This window comes from Stakelama sediminis (assembly GCF_014199335.1).
Lineage (GTDB): Bacteria > Pseudomonadota > Alphaproteobacteria > Sphingomonadales > Sphingomonadaceae > Sphingomonas > Sphingomonas sediminis.
Genome location: NZ_JACIJI010000002.1, coordinates 367628 through 388613 on the forward strand (window position 1 = coordinate 367628; position 20986 = coordinate 388613).

Genomic DNA, 20986 nt, shown 5'->3' on the forward strand with positions numbered 1-20986 from the left:
GCGGATCAGCCCTCCGCCCCGGCGCCTTCGCCGTTCTTGCCGGAAGGTTGAGGCGGGGTTTGCGGGGCATTCTGCGGCACTGCCTTGATCGGTGCGCCATCCCTAATCTTGCCGGTTCCCTGCGTGATGACCTTGTCGCCGGGCTTGATGCCGCCGGTAACGACCCAATTGGAGCCGACCGCGCGGCTCGTCGTAATGGTCTTCAAGATGGCCTTGTTATTCGGCCCGACGACGAACAGGGTCGCATTCCCCTTGGGATCATGGGTAACTGCCTGCTGCGGAACAAGGATGGCGTCGGTGTCCACCGATTGCGCGAAACGCCCCGTTACGAACATGCCGGGAAGCAACATACCCTGTGGATTGGGGAAACGGGCACGCAGCGTTACCGTTCCTGTCGACTGATCGACGATCGATTCGGTAAACTCGACACGTCCCGTCATGCCGTAATCGCTGCCGTCGGGCAGTTTCAACTGAACGCTCGCCGTAGCCGGCATCACCCCGTTTTTGTCGAGCGATTGCCGCAGTTTCAGCAACGCATCCGCCGATTCCTGCATATCGACATAGACCGGATCGAGTTGCTGGATGGTGGCCAGTGCGTCGCTTTGGTTGGCGGTAACAAGCGCCCCGACGGTCGAATAGGACCGGCTGATCTTGCCGGTAATCGGAGCGGGAACGGTCGTGAATCGCAAATTGATACGCGCGGTCTGCAATGCCGCACGGGCTTGCGCTACCGCTGCCTTTGCCTGATTTGCGGCTGCAACCGCATCCGTATAGTCCTGCTGACTGACGGCCTGAATCTTCGCCAGCGGCTTGTACCGGTCGGCTTTCGCCTGCGCGGCAGCGGAAGCGGCCACGGCGCTTTGTAAATTCGCCTGTGCCTGATTGACGGAAGCCTGATAGAGGCTGGGGTCGATCCGATAGAGCGGCTGACCAGCGCGGACGACCGAGCCTTCCTTGAATAGCCGCCGCTGAATCACCCCGGAAACCTGTGGCCGAACCTGCGAAACCGAATAGGGGGAGATGCGCCCCGGAATATCGGTTTCGACCGGAACCGAACTGGCTTTTACAACGACATAGCCCACTGCAGTGGGAGCCGCCTGTTGCTGCTGCTTTTCGCTGCTGCCGCAGCTCGACAGCAACGTCAGGGCGAGCGGCATCATCAGCAGCATCGCAGTTCTGGACCGAGAAAGGCGTTGTGCAACGATCGGGGGGAGCATGTCGTGCAAATCTGTATTCCCTTTAGCATCCACGGGAGGATGGAGTGGCTGAAGTCGCGAATTGCCCAGCAATCTTAAGCTGGAATTATCGGTCCGATAGCAATGGTGCGGCACAGCATCCCGGCCCGAGTAATACAATACGCGGGTGTTCACAATCTCTCTTTTTCTAAAAACCCTGCACAATGCCGAGGGGGCTTGGCGTCGACCTCAACTCGCGGCTATCCAGCGCATATAATTTTCGGAGAGCCGGACCGATGACCCGCTTTACGGTCAATAATCAACCTGTCGCCTATCATATGGACCCGGATACGCCCCTGTTGTGGGCTCTGCGCGACGCCAGCAATCTGACCGGCACCAAATATGGCTGCGGCACGGGGGATTGTGGCGCATGTACCGTGGAAATCGACGGCAGCGCCGTGCAATCCTGCCAGGTGACGATCGGCGCCATTGAAGGGGCGTTCGTGACCACCATTGAAGGACTGTCGCGTGACCGCAGTAATCCTCTGCAACAGGCGATGATTGCCAATAACGTTTCGCAATGCGGCTTTTGCATGCCCGGAATCATTATGGCAGCGTCGGTCCTGTTGAAAAACAACCCGTCCCCGGACGACAAGGATATCGAAAAAGCCATTACGAACCTGTGTCGTTGCGGTATTTATCCGCGCCTCACTGACGCGATAAAACGTGCGGGAGCCATTATGCGGGGCGACGAACGTATTGCGCCCTCAGCCAGGCCCGGCATTGATGCCTTCCAGGCAGCGAAAAGCGTCCCGGCACTTTCCGACAGGCAGTGATCCTGACGCTATGCTTTCAACGTAATTCAGCCACTGCTCATCCAGCCTGTGCTTTATATGTTCCCATAGGCGGCAGTCTGGAGCCGCGATGGAGGGAAACAGGATGACCCGGAATTTTATATTGGCGCTGGCGGCTGCGACCATGCTGATGCCGGTTTCGGCAATCGCTAAGGATCGCCAGGACAATCGGCGTGATGCACGGTCGGAGCAGCGTCGTGACGCACACCGCAATACGGAACGTGCTCGGGAAAGGGTGCAGCGGGACGTCCAGCGTTCGCAGCGCACGAATGATTATGCGGTTGCCAGGCAACGGACAATCAACAACGCCGAAGTCCGGCGGGAGCAGCGTTTTCGTTCTCCGCAGGTTAATCGGGAACAGCCGCAATCGCGCCCGGACATGCGCGCGAATATTCAGCGTTCCGATCGTAGCTGGCAATCGCGCGATGGCGACCACAATCGTGGTGACCGCCGTGACGGGACCGATCACCGGACGGGAAATCGCGATACGAACCGCGACACGCAACGCGACTGGCGTCAGGACCGCCAACGGGACAATCGTCAGGATGCCCGGCGAGATGATCGCAGCGACTGGAGGCGCGATCAGCGCCGCTGGCAGGATGACCGGGCCGACTGGCGCGACAATGGGCGGCAATGGCAGCGCTATGACAACCGTCGTGGCTGGAATAACGACTGGCGCCGCGACCGGCGCTATGACTGGCGCGACTATCGCGCGGAAAATCGCCGCTTATACCGGCTTCCGCGTTATTATGCCCCGCGGGGATATGATTATGGCTATCGCCGGTTCTCCATTGGGGTGACGATCGGATCATGGTTCTACGGATCCAGCTACTGGATCAGCGACCCCTGGGCCTATCGTCTGCCGCCCGCCTATGGGCCGTATCGCTGGGTGCGCTACTATAACGATGCGCTGCTGGTCGATGTTCGCAGTGGCTATGTCGTCGATGTCGTGTACGACATCTTCTGGTAAGTTCAGACGTCCGTTTGACGAGAGGCTTCGGCGAAAATCCGCCGGAGCCTCTTGCATTTGACGAAACAGGCGGCAGATTGCGCGGCTGTGAGTATCTTTACCCGTCCCGCCCGCCGTACCGGTTCCGCCTCGGCTGTGCGCAAACGTATCGGAGAGAGCGTTGCGCAGCGTCTGGAATCCAATCCCGCCATCAAGAAGGCGCAGATCACCTCTGCGCAGGTATATTATTACAAAGACTATCTGAGCGCCCGCGATTGTGACCTGCTGGTACGGACCATTGATGCGGGTCGGCGGCGCTCTACCTTGCTGTCGGATAGCAGCGACCCTAACTTTCGTACCAGCGACAGTTGCGACCTTGACCGCTGGTCGCCGGAAATCCGGCCGATTGACGAACGGATCTCCAGCCTGCTGGGCATTCCGCCTGAAAATGGGGAGACCCTTCAGGGACAACGCTATGCCCCGGGACAGCAGTTTCGCGCGCACCATGACTGGTTCAGCGAAGACCAGCCTTATTGGAAGGATATGAAGGAACAGGGCGGTCAGCGTACCTGGACCGCGATGATCTATCTCAACGATGTTGAGGAAGGCGGCTCCACCTGGTTTCCCGAAGCCGGCATTCGCGTGAAGCCCAAAAAGGGCCTGTTGCTGATCTGGAATAATATGAAGCCGGACGGCAGCCCCAATCTTTCCACCCTGCATGAAGGGGTGGCGGTGGCGAAGGGCACCAAATATATCGTCACCAAATGGTTTCGTGAGGGCGCCTGGCTGCGCTAAGCCTTCTTCATGAAGGCAGCGGTTCTCAACATCACCGAATCGATACTTGGGCAGCGCTGGGCGTGGCGCGGGCTGTCGGCGGACGCGCGCGACCCGGGCTTCGCGCCCGATGATCTCGTAACGCAATTACTGCTGTCGCGTGGAGCACCGCGTGAGGAGCTTGAGGCGCATCGTTCGCCATCCATTCGGGGGTTCATGCCCGATCCGTCCGTGTTTCGCGACATGGACAAGGCTGCCGCGCGCATTGCCGACGCGGTTCAATCGGGCGAGTCCGTCACCGTCTTCGGCGATTACGATGTCGATGGCGCGACCTCCGCAGCACTGCTGATCCGGTTGCTGCGCGAACTGGAGCTGGAAGTCGGAGCCTATATCCCCGACCGGCTGATGGAGGGCTATGGCCCGTCCGGCGAGGCGCTGGTGCGGTTGAAGCAACAGGGGGCAGATCTGATCGTCACCGTCGATTGCGGTGCGCAGGCGTTCGAGGCGCTGGACATGGCGCGCGAGGCAGAAGTCGATGTGATTGTCGTCGATCACCACAAATGCGCCGCAACGCTGCCCGCCGCATGGGCGCTGGTAAATCCCAATCGTCTCGATGAAGGCGAGGGCAGGGCGCATGGGCACCTTGCGGCCGTGGGAGTTGCTTTCCTGCTTGCCGCAGCGATCGTCCGTGAACTGCGGGGGCGGGGCTATTTCGCGCAACGTAAGGAACCCCGGCTGCTGGACCTGCTCGACCTGGTCGCGCTGGGCACGGTGGCCGATGTCGCCTCGCTGAAGGGGCTGAACCGCGCCTTTGTCGCGCAGGGGCTGAAGGTCATGGCGCAGCGACGCAATATCGGCATGAATGCGCTGATCGAGGCATCTCGGCTGACGCGGGCACCGACCGCCAGTGATCTCGGCTTTGCGCTGGGACCGCGCATCAATGCGGGAGGGCGTGTCGGCCGTTCCGATCTCGGCGTGCGTTTGCTGACCACGCGCGATGCGGACGAGGCGCGCGCCATCGCCGCCGAACTCGACCAATTGAACGAGGAGCGCCGCTCGATCGAGGCGATGGTACAGGAATCAGCCGAAGGGCTTTATGTGCGCGATGCCGGACGGGCGGTGGCCGTGGTAGCCGGACAGGGGTGGCACGCGGGGGTAATCGGCATTGTCGCAGGGCGTTTGAAAGAGAAGTTCGGACGTCCGTCCATTGTCATCGCGTTGGATGAAAACGGCGTAGGAAAGGGGTCCGGGCGGTCAATCCCCGGTGTCGACCTGGGCGCTGCGGTACTTGCCGCCAAGGATAGCGGCCTGCTGATCGCGGGTGGCGGTCATGCAATGGCTGCCGGCATTACCATTGCGGCCGATCGTATCGAGGAATTTTCCGCCTTTCTCGACCAGTGGCTCGCAGATGCCGTCGAGCGCTCCATGGCAGAGCGCGCCCTGCTGCTTGACGCGGTACTCGCTCCCGGCGGGGTAAACCCGATGCTGGTCGAGGCGCTGGAAAGTGGCGGCCCCTATGGGATGGGCTGGCCAGGTCCACGGGTTGCGGCAGGACCGGTACGAGTCATCAGGGCGGATGTCGTCGGTGCCGACCATGTGCGCGCAATCGTGTCGGGCGATGATGGTCGCAGTCTGAAAGCAATGGCGTTTCGACACGCGGAAAGTCCTCTCGGGCTGGCGCTGCTCGGTGCGCCGAAGCACCGCCGTTTGTGGCTGGCAGGACGGGCAAAGCTCGACGATTGGGGCGCTCGTCCCGCGGCGGAACTGCATGTCGATGATGCCGCCTGGGTCGATTGAGGCGGCAATGGTATTTTTATTACGTTCAGTGCTTGACCCCGGCGTCGCATTTATCTAGGTCGCCGCTTCCACGCTTCGGCATGGCCCCTTCGTCTAGCGGTCTAGGACGCGGCCCTTTCACGGCTGAAACACGGGTTCGATTCCCGTAGGGGTCACCATCGTCAAGCCGGAATCGCCGGAATTCTTGGTTTTTTTGACGATCCGGTGGAAACCACGCCCACATTTCGTCCCACACAATGTGCCGGCTTTGATGAGCCGTTGTAAGAGGCCATGAGCGATTCAGTGCCAGTCTTAAGGCGATGAGTTATGGCCTGCTGCCGGTTTGCTGGACACAGAGATAAGGTGTTTTTACCTATCGGAGGTCAGAAGGAAGTTCGCTCGCGAGTTCAAGCTTAAGGCGGTGCGATTGGTCTGCGATTGGTCCGGGAGCGTGGCGTAACGATCGCCCAAGCGGCCCGCGATCTAGATTTACACGAGAACTTGGTTCGCGCAAATGGGTGAAGGAGTTTGCCGCCGATCCGGGGCATGCTTTTCCCGGTCACGGGCAGACGAAGCCGGAGCAGTTGGAGATCGATCAATTGCGCCACGAAGCGGCTTTCATGCCTAGCTCAACCGGGCACCGTCACAGCGTGCCCGCGACGACGAGATGATCGGCGCCAGTGTGCAGACCAGCCATATCGTCAGCTACCGCACATACGGCGCGCGCCGGGGCTGGCGTGATCTGCTCGCCGAAGGCATTTACTGCGGCCTGCGTCGGGTCGAACGGATGATGCGTCAGCAGGGCCTGCGGGCACGGCCACGCCGCCGCGGGCTGCCGAAGGATCAGGACGAACTTTCGGTCATCACCGGCAACGTGCTCGATCGCCAGTTTATGGGGGACGGGGCGAACCAGAAATGGGCGTAGCCTGCCTACAAGGTTCCGGCGATGCGCAGCATCGTTGGAAGGCAGGCGGAGGGGACTGACGTCACTTATATCTGGACCGCTGAAGGGTGGCTCTATGTTGCCGCGCTGATGGACCTGTTCTCGCGCCGGGTGGTTGGCTGGTCGATGAGCGACGCGATGACCGCCCAGTTCGTTACCGACGCACTGCCCGACCGGCTGAGCCACCACGTCTCCATCCTCGAGATGAATGGCGAAAGCTACCGCCTCGCTCACAGCCAGACGCGCAATGCAGCCCAAAACCCATGGCAAAATCGCATTCCGGGTGTTGGTGACCCCCGCTCGGGCTACGCTCTTACGGCGCTCGCCAACACCCGGATTAACAGGCCTGATTTGCTTCGCCCTTTGGAAGAATTTTACTCCGCTGTTGACAGCTAGAATTTGTATTAGTTATTTTTCGGCGCTATTCTTGTATCAAGGTTGATTCCTTCGCCTGATAATAACGCTTAAAATATATCTGGAGGGTAGATGCGCAATTTTTTGGTGTCGGCAGCAATGATAGCGGTAACGCCAATTATTTCGGCGGTTGGAGTTCATGCTCAGACCACGGAAAGAAGTGACTCCGATACCAGAGTAAAGGCGGATCAACTGGCAAAGGCGCTGGTTGCCAAAATGACGGTTGATGAGAAGCTTGGCCAGCTTCTAAACGCCGCGCCGGCAATCCCCCGACTTCATATTCCCGCCTATAACTGGTGGACGGAATCGCTGCATGGCGCTTTGGGGCCGGTGCCGACCACCAATTTCCCCGAACCAATCGGGTTGGGCGCCACGTTCGATACGCCGCTGGTGCATCAGGTTGCCGGTGCGATTAGTATCGAAGTTCGCGGGTTGCATACCTTACAACGGGAAAAGGGAAAGACCGGCAATATGCTGGGCGGGCTGGATACGTGGTCGCCGAATATCAACATCTTTCGCGATCCGCGATGGGGGCGCGGACAGGAGACCTATGGCGAAGATCCGTTCCTGACCGCGCAAATGGGCGTGGCATTCATTACCGGGATGCAAGGCCCCAATCCCGACCTGCCGCATGTCATCGCAACGCCCAAACATTATGACGTGCACAGCGGGCCGGAATCGACCCGGCACGTGGCCAATGTGTTCGTCACACCCCATGACCTTGTCGATACCTATCTGCCCGCATTCCGCGCCGCGATTGTCGATGCCAAGGCCGGTTCGATCATGTGCGCCTATAACAGTATCAATGGACAGCCCGCCTGTGCCAACGACATGTTGTTGAAGCACTATCTGCGCGGGAAATGGCATTTTCAGGGCTATGTAGTGTCGGATTGTGATGCGGTCGTGGATATCAGCGATACCCATCATTACGCTCCAACTGGCGCAGCCGGGGTGGCGATTGCGATGCGTACCGGCGTTGATAATGAATGCAACAACCGGACGCTATCGGGGCAGCCAGGGCTGACCAAACGGTATCAGGAGGCGTTGGATCAGGGCCTGCTGTCGATGACCGATATCGACCGTTCTCTGGTGCGTCTTTTTTCAGCGCGCTATCGCAATGGCGACCTGCCCGGTCTGGCGAACGCTCCGGTGGCGATCTCCCCTTCCGAAATCGGCACTAAGGCACACTGGCAACTTGCGCTGGAAGCCGCTGAAAAGAGCATAGTTCTGCTGAAGAACAACGGCATTCTGCCTTTCAAGCCTGCTATGAAACTCGCTGTAGTAGGCCCGTTCGGCGATGCTATTCGTGTTCTGCGCGGAAATTATTCGTCGCCCAACGCGGTGTCGCCGGTATCGGTGATCGATGGTCTCAAACAGGTTATGGACGCTGGAAAAGTCGAACTGGTGCCTTTTGGTGCGTCGATTACCGATGGCGATCCGATACCGGAATCAGTGCTGCGTACGCCCGACGGTAAACCGGGGCTGAAAACCGCGACCGAACTTAATTCCGATGCCAAGACGCTGGACAAGACTCATACGATCAAAACGGGATTTCTGGTGCCGAAGGTAAGCGGAGTCTATCGTTTTGGGATGGATGGGACTGGCGGTACGCTGGATTTCGATGGTAAGATGCTGGTTGATCGCCGAAAATCGCACTGGAACGATTTGCCGACGCTCAAGACCATAGAGTTGAAGAAGGGGCACCGTTACCCGATCCGCATCGATGCCACAGGAAATGTCGGATTAAGCTGGAAACGCATCTCGACGGATCCGTATGCTGCCCTCCAACGCGCGGTAGCTCATGCCAATGCGATCGTCGCTGTCGTCGGCCTAACCTCAGACCTTGAAGGTGAAGAGAGCGATGTAAAGGCGCCCGGCTTTTCGGGTGGTGACAAGACCAACCTGAAACTGCCCGCCGATCAGATGAAGCTGCTCGAAGTGGCGAAGGCCACCGGCAAGCCGTTAATCGTCGTGTTGATGAACGGCAGTCCTATCAACCTGTCTTGGGAAAAACAGAATGCGGCTGCGATTGTGGAAGCCTGGTATCCGGGACAAGCGGGTGGTTTGGCGATTGCCAATGTGCTTGCCGGCAAGGTCGATCCCGGTGGGCGCCTGCCGCTAACCTTCTATCACAGCATCGACGATCTGCCGCCTTTTGACGATTATTCGATGAAGGGCCGTACCTACCGTTATTATGAAGGCAAACCTGTGTATCCCTTCGGCTATGGGTTGAGCTATACGCATTTCGCCTATTCGCCGCTGACCGTGACGCCGTCCCCGGACGGGGCGGAACATGGTCTGCGCGTGACGACGGAGGTCAGCAATATTGGTGGCCGCAGCGGTGACGATGTCGCGCAGCTTTATCTTAACTTCCCCGACCTTCCCGGTACGCCGAAGATCGCGCTGCGCGGGTTTCAGCGGGTGCATTTGAAGCCCGGTGAAAAACAGAAGGTCAGTTTCGAGCTCTCCTCTCGTGATCTGAGCGCGGTAGCTACCGACGGCACGCGTGAGGTGATGCCGGGAAGCTATCGCATCACCGTTGGCTCCGGACAACCTGATACGGGTGTTCCGGTGCAGCAGGCAACATTCAGCATCAAAACCTCTGTCCTTCTGCCGCAATAAAGCAACTTGGTGTTGATTTTCACTGAGAGTTGACCGGGATTTTCATCGAGAAGTGACCCAGGTTATGGAGGTACTTATTGCCCTTTGGTACCGAGTTTGGTCAAGGGCTGGACGCTCTTCTTTTTCTGTTGGCTGCTGGCGGCGGATGCCTTGAAGCTGAAGCTGGGCACCTCCATTTACGCGCCGGATTTGATGCCGATTGCGGAGTGATTGGCGGATTGGCGCAATGGGGTCTCGATTTCCGGCGCCACTTCCAGGATTTCGTTGCCTGACCTCCAAAGTTGTCGGATTGCCCAGCGTCAAGGCGCACCTATCCTGTGGCTTTCCGGGTTTCGTGGAAGACCAGGCGGTGCATGTTGAAGGCCAGATTGGCGAGCGTGATCTTAGCTTCAGCGCAGGCAATGCCGATGGTGCGGATGAACAGGTCCATCTTCGCTTTCTGATGCGCGAACACATGCTCTACTCGAGCCCGGACCTTTGACCTGGTGGCATTACCTCGCCGGATATTCGCAGGCATCAGCCGCCCCTTGGGCTTCCTGCGGTGAATGCGGCTGGGCCGGCCATGGGATTTCAACCAGCGTTCGTAGCTCTGGCTGCGGTGGGCGGTATCCGCCCAGACATCCGAGGCGGTGTTGTCCTCACTGACAACGTCGCGCAGCATGCGCCCGTCGTAGCGCGCACCGTCGGTGACCTTGCCCTTGCGGATGAAGCCGAAGACCCGGCAGATCGAGATGCTGCTATTGTAGCCAAAGCTCGGGATCGCGGTGTCCGGTTGGGGTCGAAATCCACCTTGACCATCGGCGGTTGGCCTGCCCTTGGCGAACTTGAGAGTCCAGCGCGCGTCAGTATCCTTCTGCCGCGCCTTCGCGGGATCTCCCGGCCATATCTCGGCAGCAGTCTTGCCTTCCTTGACTGCTGCCCTCTCGGCCTCGGTATTACGCTGCTTGGGCGCGGCGACCAGCGTGGCATCGACGATGCGCGACATGGGCGTGGTAGGTTGATGGGGCGATCGGCAGCACCTTGCAGATCGGCTCGACCCCATGAACGGCACGCTGATCATCGATAAACGCGATCATCGCTTGAACGGGCGGTCGAGCTCCGCCTGAGCAAAATATGCTGACGCCCCTTCGGCAGGCTCAGGACAGGTTTGCGCAGAATCTCGTTCGCCTGACGCAACTCGCGGTTCTCGCGCTCCAGTGCCTTCAGCTGCGCCGTGACATCGCTCGGCACGCTGGCGCGGGCGCCGCTACCGACCTCCGCCTTCTTCACCCACTCGTGCAGTGTCTGCGCTGCACAGCCAATCTTCGCTGCGATCGATACCACCGCAGCCCAACGCGACGGATGGTCCTTCTCGTGTTCCAGCACCATCCGCACCGCCCGGGCACGGACCTCAGTTGAAATTTGTTCGTTGTCTTGTTTGTCATGGCCCCTTACTCTCAGGAGTTGTGGCCTCCGAAAAACCCGGCGCGGTTCACAGAAGACTCTAAAATTCGGGGGGCGTGCAGTAGCTCCAAGCTGCCCCTCACTGCGCGAAACGCCAATAATCGAAATTGACCAATGGCCCGCCGCGCGGCCCCTTGAACACGAAAAAGACGTCGTGTCGGCCCACCGCACCATTTATCGGTGTCGATACGGTTCGCCAGTCTTGCCAGCCGCCGGTATTCGGCACGTCGACCGTCCCGATGAGCGGCCCGGAATCGCTGTCGAGATGGATTTCCATTGTCGCGCCGTTCGCGCCGCTGGCCACTCTCGCGAACATGGCCTTGGCGCCTGGCGCACCGAAATCGACACCGGCGACCTTGATGTAATCCAGGTCCGTGACGTTCGTGACGTAAACCGCCGCCGCCTTGCCCTTGGCGGTCTTGATGCCGGGAACCCAGTCGATCGGTCGATCGATCGGTCGCTTCACCTTGGAGGTCCATGCCATGGTTTCGGCCTCGACACGCTTGTAAGGATCGATTGCTTCGATCTGCTCAACGCCGGTGCGGTTCCACCATGGCAGTTTCTGGATCGTGCCGTCCGGATTGTAGTGGAGTTGCGCGACGGTGATCGACCGGCGCTCGTGGTGGATCGGCGTTTCGTCGAAAGTCAGCCGGTAATTGAAGCCGAAGACATAGGATTTGCCCTTATAATCGATGATGCCGGGATGATTGCCGGTTGAGCGCTGATCGCCGTCCATGATCGAACCCTTGTAGGTCCAGGGCCCGGTCGGATGGTCGCTCATCGCGTAGCCGATCCCTTCGGGGCAGCAGGTCGAGGCGAAGGCCATGTAATAATGGGAGTAGCGATGATAGAACCACGGCCCCTCCTGATATGTGGCCGGTTTCGACGCGACCTGATGGATCTCGCCGGAATAGGAAATCATGTCCTTGTTGAGCTTGACGTACCAGAGATTGGGGTTGCCCCAGTATAGATAGGCCTGGCCGTCCGCGTCGATCGACACGGTGGGATCGATGAAGCCGGTTTTCGGTCCGACCAGCGGATGGCCGAGCACATCCTTGAACGGCCCGAACGGGCTGTCCGCGACGGCAACGGCGATCACGTTCTTCGGCGATCCGGGAACGCTGATCGGTACGTAGAGATAGAATTTGCCATTGCGCGGGATCACTTGCGGTGCCCAGGCATCGTTATGCTGGCGCGCCCAGGGGAAGATGGCGAGCGAGGCGACGGCGCCATGATCGGTCCAGTTGACCATGTCGGTCGACGTGTAAAGTCGCCAGTCGACCATCTTGAACCCGTCGGCGTCGTCCTGATCGTGGCTGGTGTAGAGATAAACGGTGCCATCATAGACCATCGGCGCCGGATCGGCGGTGAAGTTCGTCTGGATGATCGGATTTTCCGCATGGCTCGTGATTGGCAAACATGCGCTTCCTGCCGCTGCGCAAAACAGCGCCATGCGGCGTAACACGGTGGCTCTCACTCTTCCCCTCCCAATCCTTTGTCTTGCGATAATGTTAGACATATTACTTTCATCGCCGCCAGACCAAACCGCCTCCAAAGGGGCATTTCGCGACCAAAATTTGCAATTTCTCATGGTTATGTGAGGTCTGAGATATCTGCCTCTTGATTTCAGGTGGGATGAGGGGGAAAAACTCCTACCAGATATCGGCCCGGTAATCCGGCGCCAAAGATAATAAGGGGAGGGTGTATGCGCAGGCTATTGGCCGTTGGGTGCCTTGCGGCGATCTGCTGTTCGTCGGCGGCATGGGCGGACAGCGTGAAGCAGCAATTGCCGTGCGACGACGGGCTCGAGTTGCAGACCGAGGACGGCATTCTGCACATTGAGCTGATGTCGCCGACAATCGCCCATGTGACATTCGGGCGGCCGGAATATGCCGGCAATTACGATCCCGATGTCATCGCCAAGCCGGAAAAAGTGGCATACCGGGTCGCCGATGACGGTGACTCCTTCACGCTCACGACGTCCGCGCTGACGGTGAAGGTGGGCAAGGCAGATGCCGCGATCACCTTTCTCGATTCCAAGGGGCAGGTCATTCTCGCCGAGGGCGACCATAGTGTCGGCCTGGGGGTGACGCAGACGTTCAAGACGCGGGCCACGATCTACGGCCTTGGTCAGCATCAGAACGGGCTGCTCGATTATTCGGGGCATTCGATCCATCTTCAACAGGCCAACGGCGATGTCGGCATTCCGATGATCGTTTCGCCGGACGGGTTCGGTGTGCTCTGGAACAATGCCGCCGCGACCGATGTGAGCGTCAATCAACCCGACGGAAAGGCGCCGCTCGTCATCTCGTCTGAGGCGGGCCACGGGGTGGATTACGATTTCATCCTGGGCGCGAAGATCGACGACGTGATCGGCGGCTATCGATGGCTCACCGGGCAAGTGCCGATGATGGCGCGCTGGACGCTCGGCATGTGGCAATCGAAGGAGCATTACGCCACGCAGGACGAGCTGGAATCGATCCCGCGCCGCTATCGCAGCATGGGCATTCCGATCGACGCTGTGGTGCAGGATTGGCAATATTGGTTGCCCGGCCAGTGGGGCAGCCACCAGTTCGATCCGAAACGCTATCCCGATCCGAAGGCGATGGTCGCCGCCATCCATGCCATGCATGTGCACACGATCATTTCGGTGTGGCCACGCTTCGACCTGGGCACCAAAAATCTTGCCGAGCTGAAACAGGCGGATGCCGTTCTGCCCGGCGTGTTCAAGAACGTCTATCCGCCCGGTTTCGGACGCTGGTACGATGCGTGGAGCGCCAAGGGGCGGCAGATCTACTGGTCGCAGATCATGAAGAATCTGGGCGTGCTTGGTTTCGACGGCTGGTGGCTCGACGGCGACGAGGCCGAACTCGGCGGTGTACCCGGCGAAATCCGGGGGGAATCGACTGCTGCCGGGCCTGGCATCGCGGTCAACAACAGCTTCCCGCTGCTGCACACCACCGCCGTCCACGACGGCATGCGCCGCGATCAGCCGGACAAGCGCGTCTTCATTCTTTCGCGCTCCGCTTATGCGGGGCAGCAGCGCAACGGCGCGATCACCTGGTCGGGCGACACTCATGCCAGCTGGGACACGCTCGCCAAGCAGATCCCCGCCGCGCTCAATTTCTCGATGAGCGGCATTCCCTATTGGTCGGCTGATATCGGCGGATTTTTCAGTCCCGATCCGCGCAAGGACAAAGCCTATGTCGAGCTGTTCGTCAGGTGGCATCAGTTCGGTGTGTTCAGCCCGATGTTCCGCATCCACGGCTCCGGCCAGGGCAAGGAGATCTGGAACTTCGACAAGCCGACCCAGAAAATCCTGATCGACGACGTCAAGCTGCGCTACCGCCTGCTGCCCTATCTCTATTCGATGGCATGGGATGTTACGCATAATCACGGCACGATGATGCGTGCTCTGGCGTTCGATTTCGCGGATGATCCCCAAGCATTGAAGGTCACCGACGAATATATGTTCGGCAAGGCGTTTCTCGTCGCGCCGGTGCTTCAGCCGGGCGTTTCGTCGCGCAGCGTCTATCTGCCCTCGGGCAGCCACTGGTTCGATTTCCAGACCGGCAAGGCCTATGACGGTGGCCAGCGCGTCGATATGCCGACGACACTGGCGTCGATCCCGGTACTGGTCCGCGACGGCAGCATCGTTCCGTTGGGGCCGGTCAAACCCTATGCCGATGCGCCCAGCGACGCGCCGACCAAGCTGACGGTCTATCCTGGTCGCGACGGCGATTACACGCTCTATAACGATAGCGGCGACGGCTATGGCTATCAGCGCGGCGAATATGCCGTGATTGCCATGCATTGGGATGACGAGCGCCATGTTCTTTCCATTGCGGCGAAAAAGGGGCGCTATCCTGGAATGCGCGACAAGATCCGTTTCCGTGTCGTCTGCGGCGCGGCGCAGACTGGCAGTAAGAGCATCGCTATCGCATATGGAGGAACAGCCATGAGGCTGTCGATGCCGAGCTGCCGAATTCGAAATAGAGAGTGAGAAATCGGACAGGGCTGGCGTAACCCCCACGCTTATCTATCGACGGGCGACCAAACTCGCCGCGGCAGCCTTTCTCAAGGTGCTGATCAAGACGGCTCCCTACAAGATCCACACCATCCTGACCGACAATGGCGTGCAGTTCGTTCAGCGCGACCAGGGTAGCGCGCTGGGATGGATCGGCCATATCTTCGGCCGTGTCTGCGCGCAGAACGGCAATATCCCACCCGCCGAAGCCGAGGAGCGCTACTACGCCATGCTGGACGCCACTCCCATGGCAGCATAATTTAAGCCGAATGGCCTCCGGCAATCCCGGGGCGGTTCAGTGAGCGGCATGACAGCGACCCTTCACAGCCCCACATTTAGTCCCACACTTTGCATCGGATTTAGCGAACATTGGTGGAACGACATGATACCGATGTTCGTCGCTCAATGGCGCAATATCAATAGGTTGAGACTTTGTGAGTTGGCTTCCTACAAAGCAAATATGCCCGTAGGGGTCACCACTTTTGGAAGGCGCCGGATTAATCTGTCTTGCGAAGACGGATCAGCCCTTCCTGAGCCACGGATGCCACCAGCTTTCCCTCTCTTGTAAAGATACTGCCGCGGTTAAAGCCGCGTGCGTGACCGGTCCAGGGGCTGTTGCAGCTATAAAGCAACCATTGGTCGGCACGGAAGGGTTCGTGCAGCCATAATGCATGATCCAGGCTGGCGCTTTGAAATCCGGGCGTTGTCCAGGTTAGTCCGTGAGGTAACAGGCTCGTCCCCAACAGCCCCATATCGGAAGCATAGGCAAGCACTGCGCGATGTAAGGCCGGTTCGTCGGAGAGCGGGGCAACGGTGCGCAGCCAGAAATGTTGCACCGGTTCCTGTTTTTGCGGCGGCCATTGCGGATTAACGGGGCGCAGATCGATCGGGCGAGGACGTAAAAGCGCCTTGCGGAGTTTTTCGGGAATCGCTTCCGGGTCCAGCATCCGCAATTCACGCATGGATTTCAGGCTTTCCGGCGGCGGGACATCGGGCATCGTGTCCTGATGCGAAAAGCCGTCTTCCGGTTTTTGAAAAGATGCCGCCATGTTCAGGATCGGCTGCCCGCGCTGCATCGCGATGACCCGGCGGGTGGCGAAACTGCGTCCTTCAAAATCGCGGACTACGCGATAGATAACGGGATAGCGTTCATCGCCGGGCCGCATGAAATAGGCATGCAGCGAATGCGCGATTTTGCCGTCCTCGGTCGAACGCTGTGCGGCCTGAAGCGCCTGTGCCACTACCTGACCGCCAAAGACACGCCCGACACCGCCGGGTTGCCGACTGCCGCGGAACAGATCGATATCGAGTTCCTCGACATCGAGCAGCGTCGTTAGCTGCCCGACCAGTTCCTCAGCTGTGGGTTCGTCCTGCGCGTCGTTCGCTTCCGCCATTAATATCCCGATGCTTCCGCCAATAGGTTGGCATGATAATTGGCGTCGCCGAACAGTTCCGCAAGCACCCGACCACGCTTCATGTAAAATCCGATGTCATATTCATCGGTCATGCCGATACCGCCATGCATCTGGATTCCCTCCTGCACCGCAAGCGTGGTGGCGAGCCCGATCTGCGCCTTGGCGACCGACACAGCCTGCTCGGCGCCTTCCGATCCGCCATCGAGCAGTTGCTGCGCTTTCAGGATCGCAGCACGCGCAACCTCCAGTTCGGAATAGAGATGCGCCGCGCGATGCTGGAGCGCCTGAAAGCTGCCGATATGTACGCCGAACTGCTTACGTTCCCTGAGGTAGTTGACGGTCAGGTCCATCGCGCCCGAACCGACGCCCAGCATTTCGGCGGCAGCCCCCGTGCGCCCTGCGGCAAGCAGGCGGTTGAGCACCGTGCCGCCCTGGTCGACTTCCCCGATCACCGCGTCGGCATCCACCTCTACATTGTCGAAAGTCATGTGGGAGGCGAGACTGGAATCGGCCAGCCTGCGTGGGTCAACAGACATGCCTGTGCTATCCTTTGATACCGCAAAAAGGGTGATGCCCTCCTTGTCCTGCGGCGATCCGGCAGTGCGCGCGGCCACCAGAATCAAATCGGCGACATGGCCATGCGCAACGAACTGTTTGGTGCCCGACAGGCGAAAGCCGTTACCCGATCGCTCCGCCTTCATCGCGATGCAGCCGCCATGTTTGGCATGTTCGTCAATCGCCAGCGCCGCCACGCTGTCGCCCGACAGAATGGCCGGAAACCAGCGGTCGCGCTGCGCCGACCCCTGAAGCGCCGACACGGCAGCAACTGCGGTTGTAAGAAAGGGAGAGGGCGACAGGTTGCGCCCGATCTCCTCCAGCACGATGCCCGCTTCGACATGGCCGAGACCTAGCCCGTTATCGTTTTCCGGAATCAGGATACCGGTAAAGCCCATTTCCGCGAACTGCTTCCAAAGCGCGGGACTAAAGCCGGTTTCGTCGTGATCATCACGCAGCTTGCGCAGATGGCTTACCGGGGCGTGTTCGGCGACGAAATCCTTTGCCGTATCGGCCAGCATCGCCTGTTCGTCATTGAGAAAAAGCGGCATGATGTCATGTCCTCTCATCCCTCTCCCCAAAGGGGGCGAGGGGGGTTATTGATTCGGCAGTTCCAGAATGCGTTTGGCGATAATGTTGAGCTGAATCTCGCTCGTGCCGCCCTCGATCGAATTGGCCTTGGTGCGCAGCCACGCACGCGGCAGCGCGCCATTGCCCGATTCGGCACTTTCCCATTCCAGCGCATCCGAACCGCCGGACGCCATCAGCAATTCGTAGCGCGTCTTGTTCAGCTCGGTGCCGTAATATTTCATCATGCTGGGCTGGGCAGGGTGTGCCTTGCCTGCTTTCAACGCGTCAATGAAGCGTTCCGACATTGCCGCGAATGCCTTGGCCCGCACCTCGAACAGGGCGATCTGGGCGCGCAGGAGTGGATCGGCGAGCCGTCCTTCAGCATCGCGTCCAACCGTGGCAATCGCGCTTTCATGCAACGGCTTGCCGCTGTCGCGCAGACCCATGCCGGAAATCATTTCTCGTTCGTGGCCGAGCAAATATTTCGCGACATCCCAGCCGCGATTAAGTTCGCCGACCAGATTTTCCTTAGGCACCTTCACATTGTCGAAAAACGTCTCGCAAAAGGGTGAATAGCCGGAAATCAGCAAGATCGGTTTCGTCGAGACCCCTTCGGATTCCATGTCGAACAGGACGAAACTGATGCCATTATGTTTGTTCGAGCGATCCGTACGGACGAGGCAGAAAATCCAGTCCGCCTTGTCCGCATAAGAGGTCCAGACCTTTTGTCCGTTGACCAGAAAATGATCTCCCTTGTCTTCCGCCGAGGTGGCGAGACCGGCAAGGTCCGACCCGGCATTGGGTTCGGAATAGCCCTGACACCAGCGGATTTCTCCGCGCGCGATTTTGGGCAGATGTTCCAGCTTCTGCGCTTCATTGCCATATTTGAGCAGCGCCGGTCCGAGCATCGAGATGCCGAAGGAATAGAGCGGGTTTCTGCATTTCAGCCGCGCCATTTCTTCCCGCACGATTTTGGCGCGGGCCGGGTCCAGTCCGCCGCCGCCATATTCTTTCGGCCAGTCGGGCACCGTCCAGCCGCGCTCGGCCATGCGATCGAGCCACAATTTCTGTTCGGGTGATGAAAATTGCGGATTGCGCCCGCCCCAGCAGATATCCTTGTCGCTGCGCATGGGTTTGCGCATTTCCGGCGGGCAATTGGCCTCAAGCCAATCCCGCGTTTCCGCCCGGAACGCTTCCAGATCGTCGCTCATGCATCCTCTCCATTATTGCCGCAGCGCCGTCGTTGCAGCGCTGCGGCCTATCCGTCTCTTGGTTCAGGTGAAGCGTTCGCCCTTTTCGGCTTTTTCCTTCAGCAGCGCCGATATTTTGAACCCATGCTTTTCCAGACCCGCGACGATCTTTTTCAGCCCCTCGGTGTCCGCCCAGAACATCGGGCCGCCGCGATAGGGCGGCCAGCCATAGCCATAGATCCACACCACATCGATGTCGGACGCACGCTGCGCCTTGCCTTCTTCGAGGATACGGGCACCCTCATTGACCATCGGATAGAGCGTCCGTTCGATGATTTCCTCGGTCGTCACTTCATGCTGGGCGGCACCCGATTTCTTGCGGAATTCCTCGATTATTTCGGCCACGCGCGGGGAGGGGCTGGGATTGCGCTTGTCATCATAATCGTACCAGCCGGCCTTTTTCTTCTGGCCCCAGCGTTCTTCGGCACACAGCGCGTCGCGGATATTCTCGATCCGGTTGGGATCGCGGTGCCAGCCGATATCGACCCCTGCCAGATCGGACATCTGGAAGGGGCCCATCGGCATTCCGAAATCGACATGCACCTTGTCGATCTGTTCGGGTGTCGCCCCTTCCATCAGCAGCTTCATCGCCTCGACCTGACGCGGCTCCAGCATTCGGTTGCCGATAAAGCCGTGGCACACGCCCGCGACCACCGCGACCTTGCGGATCTTCTTGGCCAGAGCCATCACGGTCGCCAGTACGTCACCCGCCGTCTTATCGCCACGCACAACCTCCAAAAGCTTCATGACGTTTGCAGGTGAGAAGAAGTGCATCCCCAATACGTCCTCTGGACGCGAGGTACTGGCGGCAATTTCGTTGACGTCGAGGAAGCTGGTGTTGCTCGCCAGAATGGCGCCCGGCTTTGCGATTTTATCGAGCTTTCCGAACACCTCTTTCTTGACGTCCATATTTTCATAGACGGCTTCGATGATGAGGTCGCATTCGGCCAGATCGTTCATGTCCAGCGTGGGCTTCAGCAGGCCCATTGCCTGTTCGACCTGCTCGGCGGTGATCCGGCCCTTGGCGGCGGTCGCTTCATAATTTTTGCGCATGATGGCGGTGCCGCGATCAAGCGCTTCCTGCTGCATTTCGACGATCGTCACCGGGATACCGGCGGACAGGAAGTTCATGGTGATGCCGCCGCCCATCGTGCCGGCACCGATCACGCCGACGCGCTTGATCGGCCGCAGCTTGATGTCGGCGGGCACGTCGTCGATTTTCGACGCCTTGCGTTCTGCGAAGAAGATGTGGCGTTGCGCGGCGGACTGCACGCCCATAATCAGCTTCATGAACTGCATGCGTTCGAACTGAACGCCCTCCTCATAAGGAGTCTGGGTCGCCTTTTCGACACAGGCGATATTGGCTTCGGGCGCTTCATAGCCACGGAAGCGGCGGGCATTGGCCTTACGGAACTGCTCGAACACTGCCGGATCGTGCGTCAGCGGCTTTTCGCTTGATTTGGGTACCGGTCGAATGCCGGAAATTTCGCGGGCAAACGCAATCGCATCTTTTTCCAGCGAGTCTTCCCCGGCCAGACGGTCGATCAAACCGGCATCCCTGGCGCGATTGGCGGGGATCATCGTCCCCTTGGCAGTCATCTCCAGCGCCAGTTCGACGCCCGCGACGCGCGGCAGGCGCTGCGTTCCGCCCGCTCCGGGAAGGATGCCCAGCTTCACCTCCGGCGTGCCGAATTTCGCCGATGGCACGGCGATACGATAATGGCTGGCCAGCGCAACTTCGCAGCCGCCGCCCAGCGCGGTACCGTGCACGGCAGCCACCACCGGCTTACCGGCAGCTTCAATCATGTCGACCAGTATGGGCAGGATCGGTTCCTGCATCGGTTTACCGAATTCGCTGATATCCGCGCCTGCGAAAAAAGTCTTGCCGTCGCAGCGGATGACCATAGCGGCGATGCTGTCGTCAGCGACGCCTTCCTTAATTCCCGCTTCCAGCCCCTGCCGGACAGCGGCGCTGAGCGCGTTGACAGGGGGATTGTCCGATATGATGACGAGGATATCGTCATGGCGTTCGGTGCGGACTACGGACATGTATCTTTCTCCTTTAGGGTGGATCGCCGCTATTGCCGACTGGGCCACGGCCTCCATACCTCTGGTTCGAATCACAGTTCGGCGAACATTCTGCCTTTGCGCCCTTCTATCGCCTTGAGCATGGATTGAATCAATACTAACCTGCCTGAAATCGATCGGGGCGACAAACC

15 protein-coding genes, 1 tRNA gene, 2 pseudogenes and 1 other annotated feature are annotated in these 20986 nt (G+C 59.5%); of the genes and pseudogenes, 10 read left to right on the forward strand and 8 right to left on the reverse strand.

What is annotated here, in order from left to right:
- Nucleotides 1–5: 5 nt before the first annotated feature.
- Nucleotides 6–1160 carry an efflux RND transporter periplasmic adaptor subunit gene (locus FHR23_RS08210; protein WP_246359782.1) on the reverse strand — a complete coding sequence of 385 codons (1155 nt, stop codon included), beginning with the start codon at nucleotides 1158–1160 and terminating at the stop codon, nucleotides 6–8.
- A gap of 311 nt (nucleotides 1161–1471) precedes the next feature.
- Here FHR23_RS08210 and FHR23_RS08215 point away from each other — a divergent pair, with 311 nt between their 5' ends.
- The 8 genes and pseudogenes from FHR23_RS08215 to FHR23_RS08255 all read left to right on the forward strand — a co-directional run bounded on the left by FHR23_RS08215 (nucleotide 1472) and on the right by FHR23_RS08255 (nucleotide 9779).
- A complete protein-coding gene (locus FHR23_RS08215) occupies nucleotides 1472–2011 on the forward strand; it encodes a (2Fe-2S)-binding protein (protein WP_184002749.1) in 540 nt (179 codons plus the stop codon).
- A 103-nt stretch (nucleotides 2012–2114) separates the two neighbouring features.
- Nucleotides 2115–2999, forward strand: coding sequence for an RcnB family protein (locus tag FHR23_RS08220; RefSeq protein WP_184002751.1), 885 nt, complete (start codon nucleotides 2115–2117; stop codon nucleotides 2997–2999).
- A gap of 87 nt (nucleotides 3000–3086) precedes the next feature.
- Complete coding sequence (locus FHR23_RS08225) at nucleotides 3087–3773, forward strand: 2OG-Fe(II) oxygenase (RefSeq protein ID WP_184002753.1); 687 nt, start codon at nucleotides 3087–3089, stop codon at nucleotides 3771–3773.
- A 9-nt stretch (nucleotides 3774–3782) separates the two neighbouring features.
- A complete protein-coding gene (recJ, locus tag FHR23_RS08230; RefSeq protein ID WP_184002755.1) occupies nucleotides 3783–5549 on the forward strand; it encodes a single-stranded-DNA-specific exonuclease RecJ in 1767 nt (588 codons plus the stop codon).
- Between the two features lie 82 nt (nucleotides 5550–5631).
- A tRNA-Glu gene (locus FHR23_RS08235) sits at nucleotides 5632–5707 on the forward strand.
- Nucleotides 5708–5886: 179 nt separating this feature from the next.
- Nucleotides 5887–6660 (forward strand): annotated as a pseudogene (locus FHR23_RS16585) (IS3 family transposase); the annotation flags it as partial.
- Nucleotides 6661–6957: 297 nt separating this feature from the next.
- On the forward strand, nucleotides 6958–9507 hold the full coding sequence (locus FHR23_RS08250) for a glycoside hydrolase family 3 C-terminal domain-containing protein (protein WP_425506352.1): 2550 nt from the start codon (nucleotides 6958–6960) through the stop codon (nucleotides 9505–9507).
- 77 nt (nucleotides 9508–9584) lie between these two features.
- Nucleotides 9585–9779, forward strand: a complete 195-nt coding sequence (locus tag FHR23_RS08255) for a hypothetical protein (RefSeq protein ID WP_184002761.1) — start codon at nucleotides 9585–9587, stop codon at nucleotides 9777–9779.
- A 38-nt stretch (nucleotides 9780–9817) separates the two neighbouring features.
- Here FHR23_RS08255 and FHR23_RS08260 read toward each other — a convergent pair whose 3' ends face one another.
- The 3 genes and pseudogenes from FHR23_RS08260 to FHR23_RS08270 form a co-directional block, all read right to left on the reverse strand.
- Entirely contained in the window at nucleotides 9818–10567 is a 750-nt protein-coding gene (locus FHR23_RS08260; RefSeq protein ID WP_425506353.1) for a transposase, read from the reverse strand.
- Nucleotides 10479–10875: pseudogene (locus FHR23_RS08265) on the reverse strand (transposase); the annotation flags it as partial. The pseudogene FHR23_RS08265 and the gene FHR23_RS08260, both read right to left, overlap by 89 nt.
- Nucleotides 10509–10625, reverse strand: a sequence feature (AL1L pseudoknot). (Overlaps the previous pseudogene by 117 nt.)
- A 154-nt stretch (nucleotides 10876–11029) precedes the next feature.
- A complete protein-coding gene (locus FHR23_RS08270) occupies nucleotides 11030–12367 on the reverse strand; it encodes a glycoside hydrolase family 43 protein (protein ID WP_246359785.1) in 1338 nt (445 codons plus the stop codon).
- A 288-nt stretch (nucleotides 12368–12655) separates the two neighbouring features.
- Here FHR23_RS08270 and FHR23_RS08275 point away from each other — a divergent pair, with 288 nt between their 5' ends.
- A complete protein-coding gene (locus FHR23_RS08275) occupies nucleotides 12656–14953 on the forward strand; it encodes a glycoside hydrolase family 31 protein (RefSeq protein ID WP_184002763.1) in 2298 nt (765 codons plus the stop codon).
- Between the two features lie 79 nt (nucleotides 14954–15032).
- Nucleotides 15033–15236: a hypothetical protein gene (locus tag FHR23_RS08280; protein ID WP_246359823.1), complete on the forward strand. Its 204-nt coding sequence runs from the start codon at nucleotides 15033–15035 to the stop codon at nucleotides 15234–15236.
- A 238-nt stretch (nucleotides 15237–15474) separates the two neighbouring features.
- Here FHR23_RS08280 and FHR23_RS08285 read toward each other — a convergent pair whose 3' ends face one another.
- The 4 genes from FHR23_RS08285 to FHR23_RS08300 all read right to left on the reverse strand — a co-directional run bounded on the left by FHR23_RS08285 (nucleotide 15475) and on the right by FHR23_RS08300 (nucleotide 20816).
- On the reverse strand, nucleotides 15475–16371 hold the full coding sequence (locus FHR23_RS08285; protein ID WP_184002765.1) for an acyl-CoA thioesterase: 897 nt from the start codon (nucleotides 16369–16371) through the stop codon (nucleotides 15475–15477).
- Nucleotides 16371–17498 (reverse strand): acyl-CoA dehydrogenase family protein, encoded by a 1128-nt coding sequence (locus tag FHR23_RS08290; RefSeq protein ID WP_184002767.1) that lies wholly within the window; start codon nucleotides 17496–17498, stop codon nucleotides 16371–16373. The genes FHR23_RS08285 and FHR23_RS08290 overlap by 1 nt, the downstream gene beginning before the upstream one ends.
- Before the next feature lie 45 nt (nucleotides 17499–17543).
- Nucleotides 17544–18728: an acyl-CoA dehydrogenase family protein gene (locus FHR23_RS08295; RefSeq protein ID WP_184002769.1), complete on the reverse strand. Its 1185-nt coding sequence runs from the start codon at nucleotides 18726–18728 to the stop codon at nucleotides 17544–17546.
- Nucleotides 18729–18791: 63 nt separating this feature from the next.
- A complete protein-coding gene (locus tag FHR23_RS08300; RefSeq protein ID WP_184002771.1) occupies nucleotides 18792–20816 on the reverse strand; it encodes a 3-hydroxyacyl-CoA dehydrogenase NAD-binding domain-containing protein in 2025 nt (674 codons plus the stop codon).
- Between the last annotated feature and the right edge of the window lie 170 nt (nucleotides 20817–20986).